The organism is Bacillus sp. SB49 (genome assembly GCF_000469135.2).
GTDB lineage: Bacteria > Bacillota > Bacilli > Bacillales > Halobacillaceae > Halobacillus.
This window is the reverse complement of sequence record NZ_CP048117.1, coordinates 1,056,801-1,075,565: the sequence shown is the minus strand read 5'-3', so window position 1 is coordinate 1,075,565 and position 18,765 is coordinate 1,056,801. Positions and strand designations below refer to the sequence as shown.

Sequence of the window (18,765 nt, the reverse complement as noted above, 5' to 3'; positions counted from 1 at the left end):
GGCCGTAAACGTGTACGTTTCTAAACCAGCTTTTGTTTCACATAACTGTTTATAAATAGATAGCTGAATACTGCTCCGCCTCCCCAAACGATGACGAGACCGACAGGGTTCCATTGGACAAGGAATAAGAGTCCGAAGAGAAATGTCTGAAACAGCATAAGCTGCTTCATCCAACTAAGCAGCGCTTTCGTTTTCCATTCCTTCTTTAATGGATAAATATCCATCCAGGCAATCGTCCGGTGATGGTTCCAGAGCGACATCATTTGAAAAGCGGTCAAATAAAGAAACAGGAGAGCGAAGGCCGCTTTGAACCAGACATTCGGAACGAACCAGACAGCGAGACCGCCTATGACGATCAAACGGAAATACATGCCCAGATAATCACTGCTTCTGACGAACGTAATCCGGTATAAATAAGCGAAAGCCTGGTCTTGCCGATAGGTTAGTCCACCAATCAGTGCCCGCACTAAACCATGTCTTTTCTTGACGGTGTTCTTCAAATGAGGGACATCCGTAAACATATTGGCGATTCTGTAAAACGTACGCATCCTTTGCTGGTCTTTTTGTACAAGCAGATCCCAAGTCAGCCCGGCTTTTTTCCTGGAAAGGTTGTACGAATAAAGAACGACGACCACAAGCAGAACGGTTACGATACTTGCAAACAACCACTCCCCTTTCGCCAGGAAGTAAAAGATGACGACATTCAGGACGGCTTTTACAAGCTGGTCCGTGACTCGGATCCGCGGACTGCGTTCTTTCAGCATCCACCAGTTCGACAACATATTCCACACCTTGATGATGAGTGCGACTCCGATCATCATCAAATAATGGCGGGTGCCGAATTCCGGATATGTGGCAAAATACAGCGGCCCAAGCGCAGCACCTATCAGGAAAATGAGGTATAGCTGGATGACATAGCTGTAGTACAAGCAGCGTCTGAAATAATCTCCGAGCTGATATTCTGCAGGAAGAAGAAACACTAAGTCCGGCTCTTTGAGAAGCGTACGCACCGGGCTGTAGCTCACCATATATCCGAAAGCCGCACCTACGATCAAAGCCGTTGGAAAGCCTTCCGGGATATCCTGCAGCCACTGCTGATAGAAATAGGCGAGAGCGGAAACGAAGAAGAACATCGCGACGGCCATGTGACCGTTAAAAATGTACTTCAAGTACCGGTTCGTTTCTTTCATATGTGCGGAGAAGCGTTTTTTCCAAAATTCCTTGGCATTAATCATGCTGCTCTTCCTTCGTCAGTTCCACATAGATATCATCAAGTGATGCCTGCGCTTTACCAAACGAACGGCGCAGTTCTTCCAGCGTGCCTTGTGCGCGTATTTCCCCGTCATGAAGAATGATGAAACGATCGCAGTACTTCTCGGCCGTCGCGAGGATATGGGTCGACATCAGGATTCCAGCCCCTTTGTCGCGCATATCCTCCATCATCTGAAGATAGGACTGGATTCCGAGCGGATCGAGACCGACGAACGGTTCATCGACGATATACAGTTCTGGTTCGATCAGGAAAGCACACATGATCATCACCTTCTGTCTCATCCCTTTCGAGAAATGAACAGGGAACCATTTCAGCTTCTTCTCCATCCGAAATTCTTTTAAGAGCGGGTCCATCCTTTTCTTGAATTCATCCTCCGGAACGTTGTAAGCCATCGCGGTCAAATGCAGGTGTTCATAAAGAGTCAGTTCATCGTACAGGATCGGCATTTCCGGTATATAACCGAGCTGCTGCCTGTATTTCTCCGGCTCTTCATCAAAAGAAGTTCCGTTGATGGCGACCTTTCCTTTCTTCGCCTGCATCATGCCGATGATGTGTTTAATCGTCGTACTCTTCCCTGCTCCGTTCAGTCCGATCAGACCGACAATTTCCTGTGGATTCACATTGAAGGAAATGCCGTGCAGGACGTTTTTGTGCGTATAACCTCCGTGGAGATCTTCAATATGTAATAAAGGTTCCATTGTATTCCCCCATTTTCTTGAACATCACGTTTGCCAAAATTTTATCATATTTCCTTCCGCGATACACTTTTCGCCGTCGAGAACAGCAGAGTTTCTGTGATACAATGAATGACAAAAGAAAAGGAGTGTTGACATATGGCAGAATCGTGTATTTTTTGTAAAATTATTGACGGCGAAATCCCGTCGGCAAAGGTATATGAAGATGAAGACGTGTACGCCTTCCTCGACATCAGCCAAGTGACGAAAGGACATACCCTCGTCATCCCGAAACACCATACACAAGACGTGTACCACACCGATCCGGAAATAGCTGCCCGCCTGTTTTCGAAGGTACCAGCCATAGCGAACGCAATCAAAAAGCAGTATGAACCGATCGGAATGAATATCCTGAACAATAACGAAGCTCCGGCAGGACAGTCGGTTTTCCATCTACATATCCACCTGATTCCCCGCTACGGCGAAGGGGATGGGTTTGATGCCAAGTGGGAAGTGCATACCGACGACTACTCAAGCGATGACCTGCAGACAATCGCAGCCCAGATCGGGAGCCATCTTTAAAACAGCCGTCTTTTTTGATTTTTAACGAGCTTTTGATATAATATCTGCATACGATCGCAGGTGGTCATGAGGACACACCTGGACGTAAATACAGTAGAGACCAGCATAGTTGAGGAGAGGTTTGTAAATGAATATTCGAGTATTAGTCATGTTATCGTTGTTAGTAGGAATTGGAGCCGTGCTTCACGCCGTAGCACCGCCGTTTTTCTTCGGGATGCGTCCGGATATGATGCTTGCCATGATGTTCTTAGGGATTCTGATGTTTCCAAAAGTACCATATGTGCTTTTAATTTCCCTTGCGACTGCGTTCATATCCGCACTTACGACCACAGCCCCGGGCGGCCAACTGGCCAATATCATTGATAAGCCCGTTACTGCTTTCGCATTTTTCGCTCTCGTACTGATGACGAAGAAAATCTCTCATCATAAAGTCACACAGCCTGTACTTGCCGGCATCGGCACGATGATCAGCGGATCGATTTTCCTAGCCGTTGTTCTTTATATCATCGGGTTGATGGATGCCAGTTTCGGTATTATGTTCGCAACCGTCGTGTTGCCTGCAACTGCCTTTAACATCCTGTTCATCGCGGTAGTCTACCCGATTGCCACGAAAATCATGAAACGGACATCCATCGCCAAGACAGCCGCCGGTGTGACAGCAAAATAACAGCAGAGGATGCTGCAAGGGCACTACGGGCGTAGTGCCCTTGGTTTACTACTTCGAGGAGCAAGGAATTTTTTGTTGTTTTTCATGTTTCAATCATACATATTAAGAGAAAATATAAATAAGAGCCATTTTCGAAAGGAGACGGAATATGCCAAACGGTAAATCATTAGCTTTAGGTTTTCTTGTCGGAGGTACGGCAGCAGCCATTTACACCCTGCTTAATACGCCTTCTTCCGGGCGGGACTTCAGGGAGAACGCGAAACTGAGGAGTGAGAGTTTGAAGAACACCGTCCTCAGTTTGAAAGAAGAAGGATTCCAGTTGAAGGATCAGATTGCTCAGACTTCCAAAGAAGGCGCGGAGCTGATCAAAGAGCTTTCCGAAGACGTGAAGACTTCCATTGAAGGCTGGAAGCGTACCGTAGAGCCTCATCAGAAGAACATTCAAAAGTACTTGGAACAGATCGAAGAAAGCTTGAAAGAGCTGGAAGAGAAGGCCAAAGCAGAACAGCCGGGCCACACAACCCAGCCAAGTCATGAAGTCATTAACCACCAGTAAACGACACGGAATCCCGCTGCATGAAGCGGGATTCTTTTTTATTCAGCCGTCTGTTTGGAGTGTATATCAGATAGGGCTTGGTCGATTTCAGCTCTATGCAGATTTTTCACGAGCGATACTCCCCTTTTGTTCTTCACGTCTGTTTTTTTAAAAAGATTCTGAAACGACTCAAATTCCATGGAACGAATGGAAAATGAAATCCTCCATACTTTAAAAAATGTATTTTGACCCAAAACCTTGAAGCTTCCATCCAAAACGAACCAATTTATGTTAAAATACCTATACATTTATAGTTTGAAATCGTCAATCTCGGGAAAGTGTTCCATAAGAGAGGACACCCGGCTTCGAGAAATTTTTATACTATATCAGCACATTATATCTTGATAATTCATAGAAATTTTATATCATTAATAGTGGAGAAAGATATCATCGTAAACTAACGCATTATATCTTTTTATGTTAGGACAAACGTGTCAAAATATAAGCTAATACAAAACCAAAAGAAGGTGAGATGTATGAAGGATAAAGTTTCCAAGCGAGAGGCGATTTTCTATAGTCATAAAATGGCGCAGTTGTCCAAGGCGCTTTGGAAAGCCATCGAAAAGGATTGGCAAGATTGGATTAAGCCGTTCCAGTTGAACATTAATGAACACCATATTTTATGGATTGCTTACCATTTAAAAGGTGCGAGCATCTCAGAGATTTCAAAATATGGAGTCATGCATGTATCCACTGCCTTCAATTTCTCGAAGAAAATGGAAGAGCGAGGCCTTCTGCAGTTTTCCAAACGGGAAAATGATAAGAGAAACACGTACGTGGAATTGACTGCAGACGGAATCGAACTGTTGGAAGCAACACTAAATGAATACAATCCAGAAGATAATTCTGTGCTGCGTGGTGTGATGCCGATGACAGAAATGTATGGGAAATTACCGGAATTCCTTGATTTATCTGCCCTGATTAAAGAGATCTACGGAGATGAATATATGGAAATTCTAGAACGTTCTCTTGAGAATATTGAGCAGGAGACAAACATCAAACAGCCTACGGATATCGAAAGTTACAAGCAACAGTCTAAATCTTCGTAAATAACAGGCAATAAAAAACCCTTTCCTCGAACCGATTCGGGGAAAGGGTTTTTTATGGTTTATGTAGTAGTAATAGTCTGCTGATCAACTCTTCGTACAATCCTTCTTCTAAAAGAGCTTCCAAGGATTCGCCGACAGGGAGCTTGGGACAGAGCATCCCGGCATAGTGCAGCAGCAGCGGCGTATGATCCATCAATCCGATTTCCTTCTCCTGTTCATAGCGAGCTTCTAACGTATCCAGCAGGTGCATCGTCTGCCGATACTCCCTCTTTGTCACTTCCCGATCAATAACCAGCCTTGTAAAAGGATATCTATCCATCTCTTCCACGTCCAGCAGCAACTGCAAATGAAACGCACATAAATCCCCATTATTTTCTTTATTCACAATCTTCCCTCCACAACGCCTTGTTAACGCTTTATTTACAGGGGTTACCTATCCGTTCCCTGCAAGTTTAAAAGACAATCATTTTTTTACATAAAACCTATTGCTTTTTGTGTAGAAACATACTATTATTCCATTTGTGCCGCTTAATCGGCTGTCAAACAATCAAACATATCTTATTGATATTCATTATACAATTACACCATTTTTAGTAGCAAGGGAGGGATTCTTATGATGAACTGCTGGAAATCAGTCAACATCAATAAAGAATTCGGCTTGAATCGTCTTTTACTCATGTCTTTCATGACAGGTTTACTGTCGTTTTTACTTTTGTATCTGCCTTTTTCCATGATTCATGGCAGCCACGATGTGAACGATCGAGGCTTTCTGCCATTTCTATTACTGATGTTCTTTCTGCCGTCGATTCACCGGCTGATGCACATGCTGCCACTTATTCTTAGTTATAAGAGGCTGCACGTTAAGTTCCGGGTCAAGAAAAGATGCGTTCCGACTTTCACCTACCAATGCAAGACAAAGCTTTCGAAACAGACATCCATCGCTATGGCTCTTGCGCCAACGATGTTAATTACGTTTCCGGCGTTGATCATGGGATATATGTTCCCTCACTACTTCGCTTACTTTGTCCTGCTGGCATCTGTGAACATCGGCCTGTCTTTCCCGGATTACCTTTATCTGAATCATTTCGCGAAAGCACCGAAGAAATGCCTGATCGAAAACGCCAAGGAAGGATACGACATCCTTATCCACCAGCCTAAAGCGTGACAATAAAACAGCGCCCGTTAAAAGGGGCGCTGTTTTTTATCATGAGGGGTGTTTTTTCTGTTCATTCCATCCAAATTTTGATAGAGTAGTTTCATAGGGAATAAAGGAGGTTCTTCAACATGGCAATTGGATTCAGCTTGTACGCGCTCGTCATTCTATTCGTGTTTAATTCACTCACTCATTCCTTATGCTTAAAGACGAAAATGTCGAATGAAAAGCAAACCCGCGTCTTCCGGACTATTAATGTGTTGATTACAATCTTATTGATTTCATCATATGTGGAAGTACTGAATACACTATAAGAAGCAGGCAGGCAGGTTCTCCTAACCCGGCCTGTTTTTTTATGTCTTCCATCGCATCCACTTCTTATTCCCCCTTCTGCTATAAGAAAAACGTCGATTAACCAATTATTCACACATTTTATAGGGTCCATATAGAACTGACGAAGGAAAATATGTTATATTAACTCATAGGCTGTTAAGATAAAACCTCTACGTCAGGAAAACTACATTACAGGTTTAGGAGTGTCCAAGCTATGAAGAAAATAGTCATAAGTGCTGCCTTAGCAGCAAGTGTACTTACCCTGTCCGCATGTTCATCGGATGCCGATGAGTCCGAAGCGGTCGTGAAAACAAAAGATGGAGAAGTGACGAAGGAAGAGTTCTACCAGGAACTGCAAAACCAGGCTGGAGAGCAAGTCCTGAATCAACTTGTCCTGGAAGAAGTGCTGAAGAGCAACTACGAAGTTTCCGATGAGGAAGTCGACAAAGAATTGCAGAAGATCAAAGACCAAACCGGTGATCAATTTGAAGACCTTCTGAAACAGAGCAATATTAAAGATGAAGATGAATTCAAAGAAACGCTTCGTTTAAGCCTACTGCAGGAAAAAGCAGCGACTGAGGACATCGAAGTCAAAGAAGAAGAAGTGAAGGAATATTATGACCGCATGAAGACGGAACTTCAAGCGAGCCATATCCTTGTAGAAGATGAAGAAACAGCGAAGGAAGTCGAGCAGAAACTTGCCGACGGGGGAGATTTTGCTGAGCTTGCGAAAGAATACTCCACAGATACAAGTGCAGAGAGCGGTGGAGAACTCGGCTGGTTCGGTCCGGGACAAATGGTTGAAGAGTTTGAAGATGCTGCATACGGATTGGAAAAAGGCGAAGTAAGTGACCCTGTCCAAACTTCTTATGGATTCCACATCATCAAACTTACAGATACGCGTGAGGTGGAAGACGTAGGTTCTTACGAAGATGAAAAAGCTGAAATTGAACGCACACTGAAGAGCAGCAAGCTCGATCAAGCTGCCATTCAGGAAAAAATGGATCAAATCATCGAGGATGCCAATCCTGATGTGAAAATCGACCAATTCAAAGATCTTTTCGATAAAGAAGAAGCCGATTCCGAGCAGCAGACAGAAGAATAATACTCCATCAAAAAAGCCAGGTGAGCATTCACCTGGCTTTTCATTTGGAAACGACTGCCTTCTTCTTCCGCTCCCGTTCCTGTTCCATCCGCTTTAAATACACTTGCCCTTCCCTCTCGATATGTTCCTGCTCCAGACTCTGCTCCGCTTTCATTGCACGGAATGCCATATAGCCGCTTAAAAATATAAAAACAACACACAAGATGACCCAAATTGGAAATCCGAATAGCATGGATATATCCTCCCTATCCCATTTGTCACTATCTTATGTAGGAAAGAAGTAGTTTATGAACAAGCTTCTCCATTAAGCTGCACTTTCCTTTTTCTCCAGCCTGTGAAACATGACACTATATACTCCGGCACTCAACAAAGCGAAGACTCCTAACAATACAAAGGTCATGGTAAAGCCTAAGTAGTTGGAGAGGATGAGGCTGAATGGTGCTAATAAACGCCCGAGGGTAAACCTCAACGATGCAGCTGAGAAATATTGACCGCGCATATCTTCCGGGGCAAGCTTCGATACAAAGCTCTCCTGTATACCGACGACCATCAATTCAGCAAACGTAAAGAGTGCCATGGCGAGGACAAATACCCAAATGGATTGCGTGAAACCGTACAAAACAATCCCGCATGCGTACAAGAGACTCGAACCGATAAAAACCCATTTTTCTTTATAACGAGTCATCCATCTGGTGACAATGACCGTGAACAAAGCAACAAGCAGGCCATTTTCAGCCAAAATCAAACCGAAGGCCCTTTCGCCGGAAACGGTCCATTCCCAATTCCCGAATGCAAGCAGGGTTTGATTATCGATGACTTCACTTGTGTACACAGCTATCAATAAATCAAGCTGCATGAATGTTTGAGCGACGAGGACACCGGCCACAATGAACAAGAGGAACAGCTTGTCCGTTGCGATGAGTCTGTAAGCAGCCAATTCCTCCCATAAGACGGCAAAGAACCCTTTCCCCTCTGTTTTATGACGCTCTTTCACCTGCACCGTTTCTTCAAGGAAATACCAAAGCACAAAGGCAAGCACTGCGGTAACGACGATCCCTGTCAAAAGCATCTCAAATCGGTGCTCATAGAAAACGTAACTCCCGATCAACGGTCCGATGACGACCGCGATATTAATGGACGTATAGAACACAGCGAAAACACCTGCGCGGTGCTTCTCTTCCACGACATCCGCCACCATTGCGTGCGAAGCCGGCCAGTATAACGCTCCGAAAACCCCGAGCAGGCTGAAAGCCGTGAAGGTCAACCAAGGTGAATCCAGCCAGGGGGAATTCGCAGCAGCAAACAGCACGAATGCCCCGCATTCTCCAAGAGCTGAGAAAACCATCATCTTCTTTCGGCCGAAACGATCGGCACAATAGCCGCCGGTCAGACTGGCGACGACCGAAAATGCCTGTGACATGATCAACATCAGGCCGGCTTGATCTTTTCCGAAAGAACGTTCAAAAAAGATGGTCATGAAAGGGAAGAATGCCCAGAACAGTACATTCATCGTCCCTTCTCCAAACAAACGTATCTTTAAATTTCTATCCCAGTCTTTCCACTTCATTCTTTATTTCTCCTGTCCATATAAAATGCTCCACTTCCACACATGTTCCATCATACGGCATCGTGCGCATAAGCAGAGCACCATCCTTTTTATTACGATGTTAACTCGATCGTATGGGCAGAGCGGAAATGCACAGACAAGTCGCTTCTCCATGAGAAAAGCAGCACCTGATTCCTCAAAGAAATATCTTCCAGAATCTGCAGCATCGTATCAAGACGATCCTTATCAAAATGGACAAACGCATCATCCACAAGAAACGGAAGCTGGAACGAATCCGCCATGGTTTCCGCCAAGGCAAGACGGAAGGAAACATACAACTGGTCCCTCGTACCTCTGGATAGTTCTTCAGGATTGTAGACGACGCCATCCCCATCCCTTACCTGTATAACCTCCGTACCTTCCGAAAGAAAAATCTCCCCGTACTTGCCCTTCGTAAGCTTATGAAAATAACGTTCCGCCGCATCCATCACACGAGGTAGATAGCCATCCTTGTACGCTTGCTTGGTTTTTCTAAGAAACTGAAGTGCCATTTGATATTTCGCCCACTCTTTCACTTGTTCCTGAAGGCGGTCTTTCTCTGTTTGAAAACGATGTGCCGTTTCCGAGCGCCGACCGGAACGTTCCAGTGATTGAAGCTTGCTTGTCGTTTCCACAAGCAATTTCTGGGTATCTTTCTTCTTCGCTTCCAGCTGCTCTTTCTCTGCCTGAAATTTCTCCACTGTTGCATGAAGAAACGATTCGTCAGGGACCATCGACCATACGGCGTATTCCTGCTGCTCTTCGTCCGACAGCATTCCCTCCACTCTTTGTCCGAGTTCATAAAGCCGTGCGTGAAGATCTTCTGCTTCCTCTTTCTCCTTCGACTTCAACAGGAAGTCTTCTTCCTTATCAACACCTGCCATGGAAAAAAGCTCATACTTTTTATCCTGATAGACTTTCATCCGATCCAGGCAGGTTTTCGCCTTTTCCTTCATTCCTAAAATGGATTGTTCCAGCTGCTGCCTTCTTTCATCGATCCTTTCCTGCTCATGAATCCAGTCCGAGAGCCGCTGCCATCCTCTCTGCACATCCTTCGAGTTAAATTCCCAATTCATCTGGTGATGAAAAGCTTTCAGCCGCTCTTCAGAAAGAAGAAGCTGCTCTCTATTCTCTTCCATTCTCTTCACCGTTTGATTCAACTCCAACTTCTTATCCCGGGCTCTCGTCAATAGATGATAGAGTTTTTCCCAATAAGCGAGCTGCAACGATGTCAGGAATGGGTACAGACTTTTCTGTTCGTCGATGCCGGCGTCCAGTCTATTCTTTCTCTGCGACAAATGGCTGCGCTTTTCCTCAAGTCGAATCTCCTCTTGGCTGAGTCGTTTCCATTGTTGGTGCAAATGTTCCCACTCCGCCTGAAGCTTTTCCTCTCTCTTCATCTGTCTTCTCGCTTCCTCCAGACCGTGCGGGGATATAGGAAGCTTATTTGCCGCAGATACAGCGAGGATGCGGATCCTTTTATGACTCATAAAGGCGGCTGCTCCGCTTATGGCGGCGAGTCCAAGGAGGAGTAGATAAAACCATCCATTACCAGCGCCTGATGCAATCAGAATACCGATAAACAGGACAAAACCCACAGCTGCACCTGCACCAACCGTTCTCCGTTTATAGAGCTGATCCTTTGTCGTACGTCCCTGTCTGTCCGGATTGGAAGCGGCAGCCGACTCATAAGCAGCTTCTATCTGCTTTTCATACCTGTCCCGCTGATCCCTGCTGATCCGTTCTTCCTCGATCTCTGCCTTTCGGACTTCTACACGATCAAAAGTCCGCGACATCTCCGTCCACTGTTCTTCTATACGACGCTCTTCCTGCTCCACCATTTGGGACTCTGCATGTAGATCACGCCATGTTTCCTCAATATAGAAAGGCAGAGTATACTCGTCGAGTTCCTCCACTCCCACCGGAACATCCATATTCTTCAAGTCCCTGTTGACAGATTCATTCAAGGACAGTCGGCGCTCTTCCAACTGTTCCTGTTCATGGCTGAGCCTCTCGTAACCCTCTTTTTCAGCTAAAACAGACGGGGCCAACCCCCCCATATCTTCATCCACCTTGTCCAGGAGTTCCGCCTGTTCCTCTCTCAGCTCTTCTATCCTGCTTTCCAGCATTCTTTGTTCCGACTCTAACGGAAGCAGAGATTCTCTTAACTGCTGGTAACGTTCTCTTCCGGACACCGGGAAGGGGAGGTTCTTATCTTTGCCTTCCGCCTCTTCCTTCGTTTGGTGATACTGCAGCAGCACCGGCCTCGCTTTGATTAGCTGCTGTGCTCTGTATAGACGGTTCAAATTCTCCTGCCACGCTTGGTCAAGATAATCGAGCTCCTCGCGCGTACGCTTCTCTTCCTCCAGGAATCGCCGGTAATCTTTCTCTTCCATTTCAGCCGCTCTTCGCTCGCAATCGAGAGTTTCCAATCGTTGCAGCTGCTCGTTAATGATCGGCTTTCTCCCTTTCGGCTTAAAACGGTCTTCCGTCATCTTCTCCAACCATTTCTCAGTTTGATAAATTTCGTCGGACCCTGTGAGACCGATATTCAGCAGTAACTCGCCAAGATTTTCTCCGGTAACTTCCTCCAGGGAAAGAAGGTCTTCAGAATTGAAGCTGAATATCGATTGATACACATGCCGATCAGCGGCTCCGAGAAGCTCTCCTAACCATTCTTCCCCATATTCTTCCCCTGTTTCCATCCTACAGACGGCACGGCCGTTATGACGATCATGGATGCGCTCGATCGATACGACCCCTTCTGTTTCCGTCTCTATCACCAACCGCCCCCCCATTGCTCCGCCGGATTTCGGCAGATAACGTTCTCTTTGTTTTGGATTCATACCGAAAAGCATGAACAGGATGAATTGATACAACGTCGACTTACCTGCTTCATTCGGGCCGGTTAACAGGTTCACCTGAGTAGTGGAGAGCTCCATCGACTGGTCGTTCCATTTTCCGAATCCGTAAATTTTCCACTCGAGGATTTTCACTCGCTGTCCTCTCCCTTCCATAACCGGTCAATGGTCAGCGCCTTCGCTTCCTGCATGATGGAAAGTCGTTCTTCGCTGGACATCTCTGCCGCATATTTAGCTATTTTCCGATGTTGAAAGACTGGAGCCAGCCATTCCTCCAGTTCTGCGTCCCCTATTTCATCAGATATCTTTAAGAGCTCACCGGGAAAGTGGTTTCCACGTCGAAGTTCCGCTTCTTCCCAGCCAGGCTGATCATTAATAACGACACGATCGATCCATATCCAATCTTCCCTGTTTACATCTTCCGCTTCGTTCAGGACTTCCACCCACTCATCGACTGTCCCTTGCTCTGCCCATCGCTTGAGCACTCCACCTTCTGCTGTCAGCGTCACCTCCAGCATAACAGCAGACTTCGCTCCACCGACTTGCGACTTCGCTTCGTCTAATGCCTTTTCAATCGCCTGTGGATGATCGGATAAACAAGCTGCCTTCTTCGCTTCGAACGTTACCGTATGCAGCGGCAGGAAGCTGCGGCTCCAGGTTCCGTCTTTATTTTCCACCAGATAGCAGCCTTTTTCCCCTTGTTCCTTCATGGATCTTCCCTGGATGTTTCCCGGATACACGATTGGCGGATCCTCGGAAAGTATGCTTCGCTTATGAATATGACCGAGCGCCCAGTAGTCCATGTCACGCTCCCTCAATTCACTTATTGTGAACGGAGCATATACATCATGATCGCTGTTCGAATCCAAGCTGCCGTGGAGCATTCCGATATGATATGCCGGGGCCCCTGTACGCTTGTATTCGAGTGCTTTTCTGTCTTCCACCGCTTTTGTTTCATAACTGAAGCCATATATATGAGCGAGTGGCTCCCCCTGCTTTTCATATATAAAATGTTCTACATTCTCTGATCGAAAAATATGTACATTGTCAGGGAACTCAATTGGATCTTCCATCCCCTTCGTAAAGTCATGGTTACCGTAGCTTAAAAACACAGGGATTCCAAACTTCTTCAAGCGTTTGAATCCTTCCCGGAGGTGAACCTGTGCTTTCAGACTCCGGTTTTCTTCATTATATAAGTCACCGGTAATCAGCACAAAATCCACCTCATGCTCAATAGCTGCCTGGACCAGCTTATCGAATGCATGGAAGGTACTTTCGCGCAGCTGCTCCAGTATACGATCATCGAGATGTCCCTTCGTCTTGAAGAGGCTGTCGAGGTGCAGGTCCGCACTGTGGATAAAACGGATCGGTTTATGCATGTAGACTTTCCCCTTTTCCAATAGCTTTATCTTCATTTTACCAAACGAAAGAAACGAATGCACGTTCCCCTATAACACAAAAAAAGATCTGCGGAAGCCCTCTCCCGCAGATCTCCAGCTTTATTTTTCCTTTTTAGATAATTGAAGGGCCGTCTTCACATCCTTGAGTGACGTGGATTTCCCGTACATGAGAACACCGCCGCGGTAAATCCTTGCACCGATGACGGCAAGCAGTACGATCGATCCAATAAGAACCCCTAGGGATAAAGCTACTTCCCAACCGGGTACATCCAGCATACCTACACGCAGGAACATAAGCAGCGGCGTAAAGAATGGGAAATACGAAGCTGCTGTGATGAATGTGGCATCCGGCATGCTTAAGCCCACTATTGCCAGGAAGAAGGCGATGACGATCATCATGATCATCGGTGCAACGATCTGCTGGGCGTCCTCCAGTCTGCTGACAAGAGAACCGAGCATAGCTGCAAGCGTAGCATAAAGCAGATAGCCGAGCAGGAAGAAGATGACGGCATAGATAATGGTCATCGGCTCAATATTGGTCAGACCGATGAAGCTGAGGAATGTATCTTCGCCTCCATCAGCACTCTGTTTCAAGCCAATATACCCAGCCAGGATAAAGACGGCAAACTGAGTCAAACCGAGCAGAGCAATTCCGATGATTTTTGCAAACATCTGCGATACAGGTGAGACGGAAGAAATGAGTATTTCCATGACGCGGCTCGACTTCTCCGTCGCCACTTCCGTCGCTATCATATTGCCGTACATGATGACGGAAAAATACATAAAGAACAGCATGATGTAGACGATCCCACGCGTTTGTTCCAATTCTTCGGCCGTTTTTGCACTCTCTTCCAAAGCTACCAACTCGAAGACGACCGGCTGATTAATCTGCTGAAGGACTTCCGGATCGACGTTCGCATCTTGTGTCACCTGAAGGACCTTCATTTGTTCCAGTGCTTGGCGGACAGGTTCACTCTCTCCTGTATTAGCGATCTGATCCGCATAATACGTCGCGACAGGCAGGCCGGATTCATCCGCTTCTATTTCGATAATGGAATCATAATTGCCGGATTCCACTTCCTCTTTTGCTTCATCGAGGTTCCCTTTGTAATTCGTTAATTCCATCTCTTCATTGGTCGATAGTGTCTGTTCCAGTGCAGCGTACCATTCCGGATTTTCAGAAAGGACTGCTACTTCCCTGCTGTCTTCTTCTCCTGAGAATGTTTCGATGATGGATTGAAGGTTGGAAACTAGAAAAATAAGAGCAACCATCACAACCGTCGTGATGACGAATGATTTCGACTTCACTCTGTTTTTATAGGCATGCCCCATCATAATGAAGAATTTATTCATAGGAAGACCCCACTTTCTCAATGAAAATATCATTCAAGGTAGGCTCTTCTAAATCGAAGGTGCGTACGAATCCTTTCCCATGAAGCGCTTCAAACACGCGGCCGGCAACCGATTCCTCCGCAATCTGCAATTCGCATCCTTCCGACATGGACTTGTAAGCCGTCACCCCTTCCACCGCCTCCAAGTAGGACGTATCGAAGTCCGCATGTACACGGATATTCTTTTTTCCGAAAGAACGTTTAATGTCCTTCAACTTTCCATGGACAACCGGGCGGCCGTGATGCATGATGCATAAATGCTCACACAATTCTTCTACATGCTCCATCCGGTGGGAAGAGAAAACAATCGACGTGCCTGCTTCTTTCAAATCGACGACAGCAGACTTAAGCATCTCTACATTAACCGGGTCTAATCCGGAAAAAGGCTCATCGAGAATCAGCAGCTTCGGCTTATGTAAAACGGCAGATATGAACTGGATTTTTTGCTGGTTTCCTTTGGACAACTCCTCGACTCGTTTCTGTTCATACTCCGGCACTTTGAAACGTTCGAGCCAGGCTTTAACTTCCTTTACGGCTTCTGCCTTCTTCATCCCGCGTAAAGAGGCGAGATAGACGAGTTGGTCACGAACCTTCAGTTTCGGATACAGCCCTCTTTCCTCCGGTAAATAACCAATTAAATGACTCTTATCGTAACCGACGGTCTCGCCCTCCCACGTAATCTCTCCTGCTGATTGATCCAGCAGCCCGAGAATCATCCGGAACGTCGTCGTTTTTCCCGCACCATTCGCACCAAGAAACCCGAAGATCTGCTTTTCCGGTATTTCCAGCGATAAATCATTCACAGCTGTAAACGACCCGAACTGCTTCGTCACAGATTTTAATTTCAATGTCATGCCTTTCTCTCCCCTTTCTGTACTCTATACGTACGCCCTATTTGAACAAAAGGTTTCATAATCAAGGAAAATAAAAGAAATCCAGCTTCCATGCAGGATTTTCCCGTATGAAAAGCCAATGTAAGAAAATGAACGATTATTCACCTGAGGAGGCATTGCCATGAAGCGTTACTACTTAACCGTATTCGAAAAGGACGGCACAAATGTACTGGATGAAGCATTCGAAGCAGAGAACGATGACAAAGCGAAAGATATTGGTTCTCAAAAGTTAGCAGAGAAGGGATACGACAGCTACACTCACCGCTGTGTATCTCCGGACGGCCGTCTCGTCCTGTTTCACCGATGAAATAAATCAAGCCACGCATCTTCAGGTGCGTGGCTTTCCTACTTTCTTATCTCCCGGTAAAATGTGGTCTTCGCTTTTCAACGAATGCACGAACGCCTTCTTCATGATCGGCGGTCTGCCTCAGCTGCCACTGCGCTTCCCTCTCATCTGCAAGATAACGCTGCAGTTGAGGCATTTGATATTGATGATAGATCTGCTTTGTTGCAATCATCGAAGATAATGGACGCCTGCTCCAATAGGCAGCGAACGTATCCGCTTCAGCCTGTATGTCTCCCTCTACAACTTTATCCACCAGTTTATGCTCGAGAGCTTGTTCGGCCGTCATCTGTTCTCCAGCCCAGACGAAGTGCTTTGCTTGATGGGTTCCAAGCCGTTCTTGAAGCCAGAAATGACCTCCTCCATCCGGAGCGAGACCAATACCAATGAAATTCATCGAAAGCTTGGCGTCCGCATCCGCGATAATATAATCAGCCGAAAGGGCAATGCTTAATCCTAATCCTACAGCTGGTCCGTGAACAGCGGCTATGACAATCTTAGGCATACGGAATATCGACGTCACGATGGATTCAATATCATTCATAACAGCAGCAAATACATCTTTATCCGCCACTTCCGTCATCATCGTAACATCCCCACCCGCACAAAATCCCTGCCCGTCTCCTGAAAGGACGACAATCTGCGCCTCACACGCCTCTACATCGTGGAGCGCCTGGACAAATTCCTTAAGCATTCCCGCATCAAGGGCATTGTATTTCTCCCCTCGGGCGATTTTCAAATGGACGACATTATCTTTTTCTTCTATGATATATCGACTCATATCCATTCCCCTTCGTTGATAAGAATTGAACCATGCATACTCTTTCGTGAATGACCATTCATTTTCCTGCTTTGATCGACAGCATTCCCTTGTTTTTGCCTTTTCATCTTTAAAAAGGCAAAAAAAACGCCGCCCTTTTCAGGCGGCGTGTACGAATTACTTACTGTTGAGGTGCTTCCGGGTTACCGTAAAGCTCTTCCAACGGCTTCGTGATGATGCGGCTGATGTCATTGATAACCGTGTTCAGACGCTGTTCTTCTTCCATAAGCTTGGAGATTTGAGGGTGCTGCTGAACAAGCTCTACCACGTTGCGTGCCTGTTCCACTTCTTCCTCTGTAATTTCCTGACCCTGCATTTGTTTCTGCTGCAGGTTGATTTGTGTTTCGCGGAAATCATCGAACATTTTCTTCGCAGCTTCGTCGTTCATGACTGCTTCATAAGCACTTTTCAGTCCGTTGAATTCCTCGCTGTTGCGGATTGCTTTCTCAAGATCATATGCGTGATCGTATAGGTTTGACATAATTTACGTACCTCCTAAGATTTCGTTCTTTCAAAACTCCTACCCCACTATAACAAACTCATTTCGTTCTGTATAGGAATTACCGGTTATCCCATCAATAAGACAATCAATCCCTGTAATATTCCGATTAATCCACCGAGAAGAGCACCAAGATACGTAATCATCTTAAATTCCCTTCTGGAAATGCCGAGAACCATTTCCTCCAGTCGATCGACTTGAAAGGCTTCCACTTCTTCCTGAACAATGTCTGCAAGTTTCATCGTAGACATGAGACCTTCTATCTTCGAGGATAACAGGACGATCGATTTCTGAACGACCACAGGCACGAACTCTTCTACAATCTTCTTCTGATAAGGAGCTGTCCACTCCTGTACCGTCCGGTTCATCCACTCTTCCACAGGGAGGGCGTTGGAGGCTGTCCTGCCTAGAGTTTTGCTGATCGTCCGGCTTCCGACCTTATCTTCAAAGAAACCGACCGGCTGCTCGAGCAGCTTGTCCTTCTCTTTACGAAGCATCGACTGCAGCCAGTCATTCATCTCTCTATCGGAAACATACTTTAGTATAAGGGGATAAATACGCTCCGTCAGTCCCTCCGGACCGATGAATGAGGAAATCATGCTGCCAAGAAAACCTTGGTTGTCCATATAATTTTCAATGAGCGCCTCCACTTTCTCCCGGCCTTCCCCACTTCGGAAGTATTGTTCGACGCTCGCCTGCAGATGCCCGGCCAGAGCTTCTATACTTTCGTCCGCCTGTTCCAGCCATTGCTCTTTCAGAACCTCTTTAAGCGGAACCGTGCGATATCGTTCCATAACCAGATCATAACGCTCTTCGACCCATGCTTCTATCTGTTGTTCCAACATAGCGGTCGAAACGTCCACGTGATACTTGTTGAGCAGGTCACGTAAAGGCTTGTCCTGCTGCAGTAATTTTTGAACCTCACGGCCGGCAAACGCGGTCATCTGTTCCTGAAATTTCGGATGCTCCAATTTCCTTCGAAGTCCTTCTGCTGTCAACAGATGGTTGACGACCATCTTTCCAAGCTGCTGCGCCAGTTCTTTCTGACGCTTAGGAATCAACCCGGGTGTAAATGGAAGTCGGAATTTCCCTATATAAACCGCCCGGTACGGACGGAAAAGCATCTTAATAGCCAATGAATTCGTCAAACCACCAATCAGGGCCCCGATGGCGACCATCATGATGATGAGTAGTACTGGATTCATGTTCAACCTTCTTTCCAATCATAGTGTACCAAGTATAATCGATTTCCACGTCTCGTGCCAATAAGAGAAGAAGCGCTTCCTTTCCTCATCGTTTCTGCCATATCGGGCAGAATGTAAAAAAGGAGGTGAGAAAATGACGAAGAAGCGAAAGGAAGCTCCCGAAGGAAAAGATAAATATGAGCTGGATGTCGACCGTATGATCAATGAAGGTATGGCCGGCGGCACGGTCCTCCCTGTGTACGGCAGAGAACAAATAGGAGAAGCCCATGAGATCCCGGAACAGGCAGAAAATAAGAAAGACGGGAAATAAAAAAAAGCTGTCGCTAAAAGGTCTGGG

At 46.1% G+C, this 18,765-nt stretch carries 21 protein-coding genes; 9 read left to right on the top strand and 12 right to left on the bottom strand.

Annotation, left to right across the window (positions count from 1 at the left end; genetic code table 11):
* Nucleotides 1-20: 20 nt before the first annotated feature.
* The gene (locus tag M662_RS05530; protein WP_008634777.1) at nt 21-1,235 is read right to left on the bottom strand and encodes an ABC transporter permease; all 1,215 of its coding nucleotides are present in this window, start codon (nt 1,233-1,235) and stop codon (nt 21-23) included.
* Nucleotides 1,228-1,971: an ABC transporter ATP-binding protein gene (locus M662_RS05525; RefSeq protein ID WP_008634775.1), complete on the bottom strand. Its 744-nt coding sequence runs from the start codon at nt 1,969-1,971 to the stop codon at nt 1,228-1,230. Before M662_RS05525 ends, M662_RS05530 begins: the two co-directional genes overlap by 8 nt.
* Before the next feature lie 135 nt (nt 1,972-2,106).
* On the opposite strand from M662_RS05525, the gene M662_RS05520 reads away from it, so the two are divergent.
* The 4 genes from M662_RS05520 to M662_RS05505 all read left to right on the top strand — a co-directional run bounded on the left by M662_RS05520 (nt 2,107) and on the right by M662_RS05505 (nt 4,840).
* Nucleotides 2,107-2,529 carry an HIT family protein gene (locus M662_RS05520; RefSeq protein ID WP_008634773.1) on the top strand — a complete coding sequence of 141 codons (423 nt, stop codon included), beginning with the start codon at nt 2,107-2,109 and terminating at the stop codon, nt 2,527-2,529.
* A gap of 127 nt (nt 2,530-2,656) precedes the next feature.
* On the top strand, nt 2,657-3,196 hold the full coding sequence (locus M662_RS05515) for a tryptophan transporter (RefSeq protein WP_008634771.1): 540 nt from the start codon (nt 2,657-2,659) through the stop codon (nt 3,194-3,196).
* 148 nt (nt 3,197-3,344) lie between these two features.
* Entirely contained in the window at nt 3,345-3,752 is a 408-nt protein-coding gene (locus tag M662_RS05510) for a YtxH domain-containing protein (RefSeq protein WP_008634769.1), read from the top strand.
* A gap of 515 nt (nt 3,753-4,267) precedes the next feature.
* On the top strand, nt 4,268-4,840 hold the full coding sequence (locus M662_RS05505; RefSeq protein ID WP_008634767.1) for an HTH-type transcriptional regulator Hpr: 573 nt from the start codon (nt 4,268-4,270) through the stop codon (nt 4,838-4,840).
* Between the two features lie 52 nt (nt 4,841-4,892).
* On the opposite strand, the gene M662_RS05500 is transcribed toward M662_RS05505, so the two are convergent.
* Nucleotides 4,893-5,225 carry a DUF1878 family protein gene (locus M662_RS05500; protein WP_008634765.1) on the bottom strand — a complete coding sequence of 111 codons (333 nt, stop codon included), beginning with the start codon at nt 5,223-5,225 and terminating at the stop codon, nt 4,893-4,895.
* A 228-nt stretch (nt 5,226-5,453) separates the two neighbouring features.
* Between M662_RS05500 and M662_RS05495 the strand changes: the two genes are divergently transcribed.
* From M662_RS05495 to M662_RS05485, 3 genes are all read left to right on the top strand, one after another.
* Nucleotides 5,454-6,005 carry a DUF3267 domain-containing protein gene (locus M662_RS05495; RefSeq protein ID WP_008634763.1) on the top strand — a complete coding sequence of 184 codons (552 nt, stop codon included), beginning with the start codon at nt 5,454-5,456 and terminating at the stop codon, nt 6,003-6,005.
* A gap of 119 nt (nt 6,006-6,124) precedes the next feature.
* Nucleotides 6,125-6,307, top strand: a complete 183-nt coding sequence (locus tag M662_RS05490; protein ID WP_008634761.1) for a hypothetical protein — start codon at nt 6,125-6,127, stop codon at nt 6,305-6,307.
* A 233-nt stretch (nt 6,308-6,540) separates the two neighbouring features.
* A complete protein-coding gene (locus M662_RS05485; RefSeq protein WP_008634760.1) occupies nt 6,541-7,431 on the top strand; it encodes a peptidylprolyl isomerase in 891 nt (296 codons plus the stop codon).
* 40 nt (nt 7,432-7,471) lie between these two features.
* On the opposite strand, the gene M662_RS05480 is transcribed toward M662_RS05485, so the two are convergent.
* From M662_RS05480 to M662_RS05455, 6 genes are all read right to left on the bottom strand, one after another.
* Complete coding sequence (locus M662_RS05480; RefSeq protein ID WP_008634758.1) at nt 7,472-7,663, bottom strand: sporulation YhaL family protein; 192 nt, start codon at nt 7,661-7,663, stop codon at nt 7,472-7,474.
* A gap of 72 nt (nt 7,664-7,735) precedes the next feature.
* Nucleotides 7,736-8,998 (bottom strand): MDR family MFS transporter, encoded by a 1,263-nt coding sequence (locus M662_RS05475; RefSeq protein ID WP_008634757.1) that lies wholly within the window; start codon nt 8,996-8,998, stop codon nt 7,736-7,738.
* A gap of 92 nt (nt 8,999-9,090) precedes the next feature.
* Entirely contained in the window at nt 9,091-12,012 is a 2,922-nt protein-coding gene (locus tag M662_RS05470) for an ATP-binding protein (RefSeq protein WP_026578338.1), read from the bottom strand.
* Entirely contained in the window at nt 12,009-13,256 is a 1,248-nt protein-coding gene (locus M662_RS05465) for a metallophosphoesterase family protein (protein WP_051348946.1), read from the bottom strand. Before M662_RS05465 ends, M662_RS05470 begins: the two co-directional genes overlap by 4 nt.
* A gap of 120 nt (nt 13,257-13,376) precedes the next feature.
* Nucleotides 13,377-14,630 (bottom strand): ABC transporter permease, encoded by a 1,254-nt coding sequence (locus tag M662_RS05460; protein WP_026578336.1) that lies wholly within the window; start codon nt 14,628-14,630, stop codon nt 13,377-13,379.
* Nucleotides 14,623-15,522, bottom strand: coding sequence for an ABC transporter ATP-binding protein (locus M662_RS05455; protein WP_008634754.1), 900 nt, complete (start codon nt 15,520-15,522; stop codon nt 14,623-14,625). The genes M662_RS05460 and M662_RS05455 overlap by 8 nt, the downstream gene beginning before the upstream one ends.
* A gap of 160 nt (nt 15,523-15,682) precedes the next feature.
* Here M662_RS05455 and M662_RS05450 point away from each other — a divergent pair, with 160 nt between their 5' ends.
* Nucleotides 15,683-15,868 (top strand): YhzD family protein, encoded by a 186-nt coding sequence (locus M662_RS05450; protein ID WP_026578335.1) that lies wholly within the window; start codon nt 15,683-15,685, stop codon nt 15,866-15,868.
* A gap of 46 nt (nt 15,869-15,914) precedes the next feature.
* On the opposite strand, the gene M662_RS05445 is transcribed toward M662_RS05450, so the two are convergent.
* From M662_RS05445 to M662_RS05435, 3 genes are all read right to left on the bottom strand, one after another.
* Complete coding sequence (locus tag M662_RS05445; protein ID WP_026578334.1) at nt 15,915-16,685, bottom strand: enoyl-CoA hydratase; 771 nt, start codon at nt 16,683-16,685, stop codon at nt 15,915-15,917.
* A gap of 160 nt (nt 16,686-16,845) precedes the next feature.
* Nucleotides 16,846-17,205: a YlbF/YmcA family competence regulator gene (locus tag M662_RS05440; protein ID WP_008634748.1), complete on the bottom strand. Its 360-nt coding sequence runs from the start codon at nt 17,203-17,205 to the stop codon at nt 16,846-16,848.
* An 86-nt stretch (nt 17,206-17,291) separates the two neighbouring features.
* Nucleotides 17,292-18,428, bottom strand: a complete 1,137-nt coding sequence (locus M662_RS05435) for a DUF445 domain-containing protein (RefSeq protein ID WP_026578333.1) — start codon at nt 18,426-18,428, stop codon at nt 17,292-17,294.
* 133 nt (nt 18,429-18,561) lie between these two features.
* On the opposite strand from M662_RS05435, the gene M662_RS19450 reads away from it, so the two are divergent.
* On the top strand, nt 18,562-18,738 hold the full coding sequence (locus M662_RS19450; RefSeq protein ID WP_008634745.1) for a hypothetical protein: 177 nt from the start codon (nt 18,562-18,564) through the stop codon (nt 18,736-18,738).
* The last annotated feature ends 27 nt before the right edge of the window (nt 18,739-18,765 follow it).

Bases quoted from the DNA above. Each gene is read 5' to 3' on its own strand.
- M662_RS05530 (WP_008634777.1), bottom strand. From the start codon at position 1,235: ATGATTAATGCCAAGGAATTTTGGAAAAAACGCTTCTCCGCACATATG.
- M662_RS05525 (WP_008634775.1), bottom strand. From the start codon at position 1,971: ATGGAACCTTTATTACATATTGAAGATCTCCACGGAGGTTATACGCAC.
- M662_RS05520 (WP_008634773.1), top strand. From the start codon at position 2,107: ATGGCAGAATCGTGTATTTTTTGTAAAATTATTGACGGCGAAATCCCG.
- M662_RS05515 (WP_008634771.1), top strand. From the start codon at position 2,657: ATGAATATTCGAGTATTAGTCATGTTATCGTTGTTAGTAGGAATTGGA.
- M662_RS05510 (WP_008634769.1), top strand. From the start codon at position 3,345: ATGCCAAACGGTAAATCATTAGCTTTAGGTTTTCTTGTCGGAGGTACG.
- M662_RS05505 (WP_008634767.1), top strand. From the start codon at position 4,268: ATGAAGGATAAAGTTTCCAAGCGAGAGGCGATTTTCTATAGTCATAAA.
- M662_RS05495 (WP_008634763.1), top strand. From the start codon at position 5,454: ATGATGAACTGCTGGAAATCAGTCAACATCAATAAAGAATTCGGCTTG.
- M662_RS05490 (WP_008634761.1), top strand. From the start codon at position 6,125: ATGGCAATTGGATTCAGCTTGTACGCGCTCGTCATTCTATTCGTGTTT.
- M662_RS05485 (WP_008634760.1), top strand. From the start codon at position 6,541: ATGAAGAAAATAGTCATAAGTGCTGCCTTAGCAGCAAGTGTACTTACC.
- M662_RS05480 (WP_008634758.1), bottom strand. From the start codon at position 7,663: ATGCTATTCGGATTTCCAATTTGGGTCATCTTGTGTGTTGTTTTTATA.
- M662_RS05475 (WP_008634757.1), bottom strand. From the start codon at position 8,998: ATGAAGTGGAAAGACTGGGATAGAAATTTAAAGATACGTTTGTTTGGA.
- M662_RS05465 (WP_051348946.1), bottom strand. From the start codon at position 13,256: ATGCATAAACCGATCCGTTTTATCCACAGTGCGGACCTGCACCTCGAC.
- M662_RS05460 (WP_026578336.1), bottom strand. From the start codon at position 14,630: ATGAATAAATTCTTCATTATGATGGGGCATGCCTATAAAAACAGAGTG.
- M662_RS05455 (WP_008634754.1), bottom strand. From the start codon at position 15,522: ATGACATTGAAATTAAAATCTGTGACGAAGCAGTTCGGGTCGTTTACA.
- M662_RS05450 (WP_026578335.1), top strand. From the start codon at position 15,683: ATGAAGCGTTACTACTTAACCGTATTCGAAAAGGACGGCACAAATGTA.
- M662_RS05445 (WP_026578334.1), bottom strand. From the start codon at position 16,685: ATGAGTCGATATATCATAGAAGAAAAAGATAATGTCGTCCATTTGAAA.
- M662_RS05440 (WP_008634748.1), bottom strand. From the start codon at position 17,205: ATGTCAAACCTATACGATCACGCATATGATCTTGAGAAAGCAATCCGC.
- M662_RS05435 (WP_026578333.1), bottom strand. From the start codon at position 18,428: ATGAATCCAGTACTACTCATCATCATGATGGTCGCCATCGGGGCCCTG.
- M662_RS19450 (WP_008634745.1), top strand. From the start codon at position 18,562: ATGACGAAGAAGCGAAAGGAAGCTCCCGAAGGAAAAGATAAATATGAG.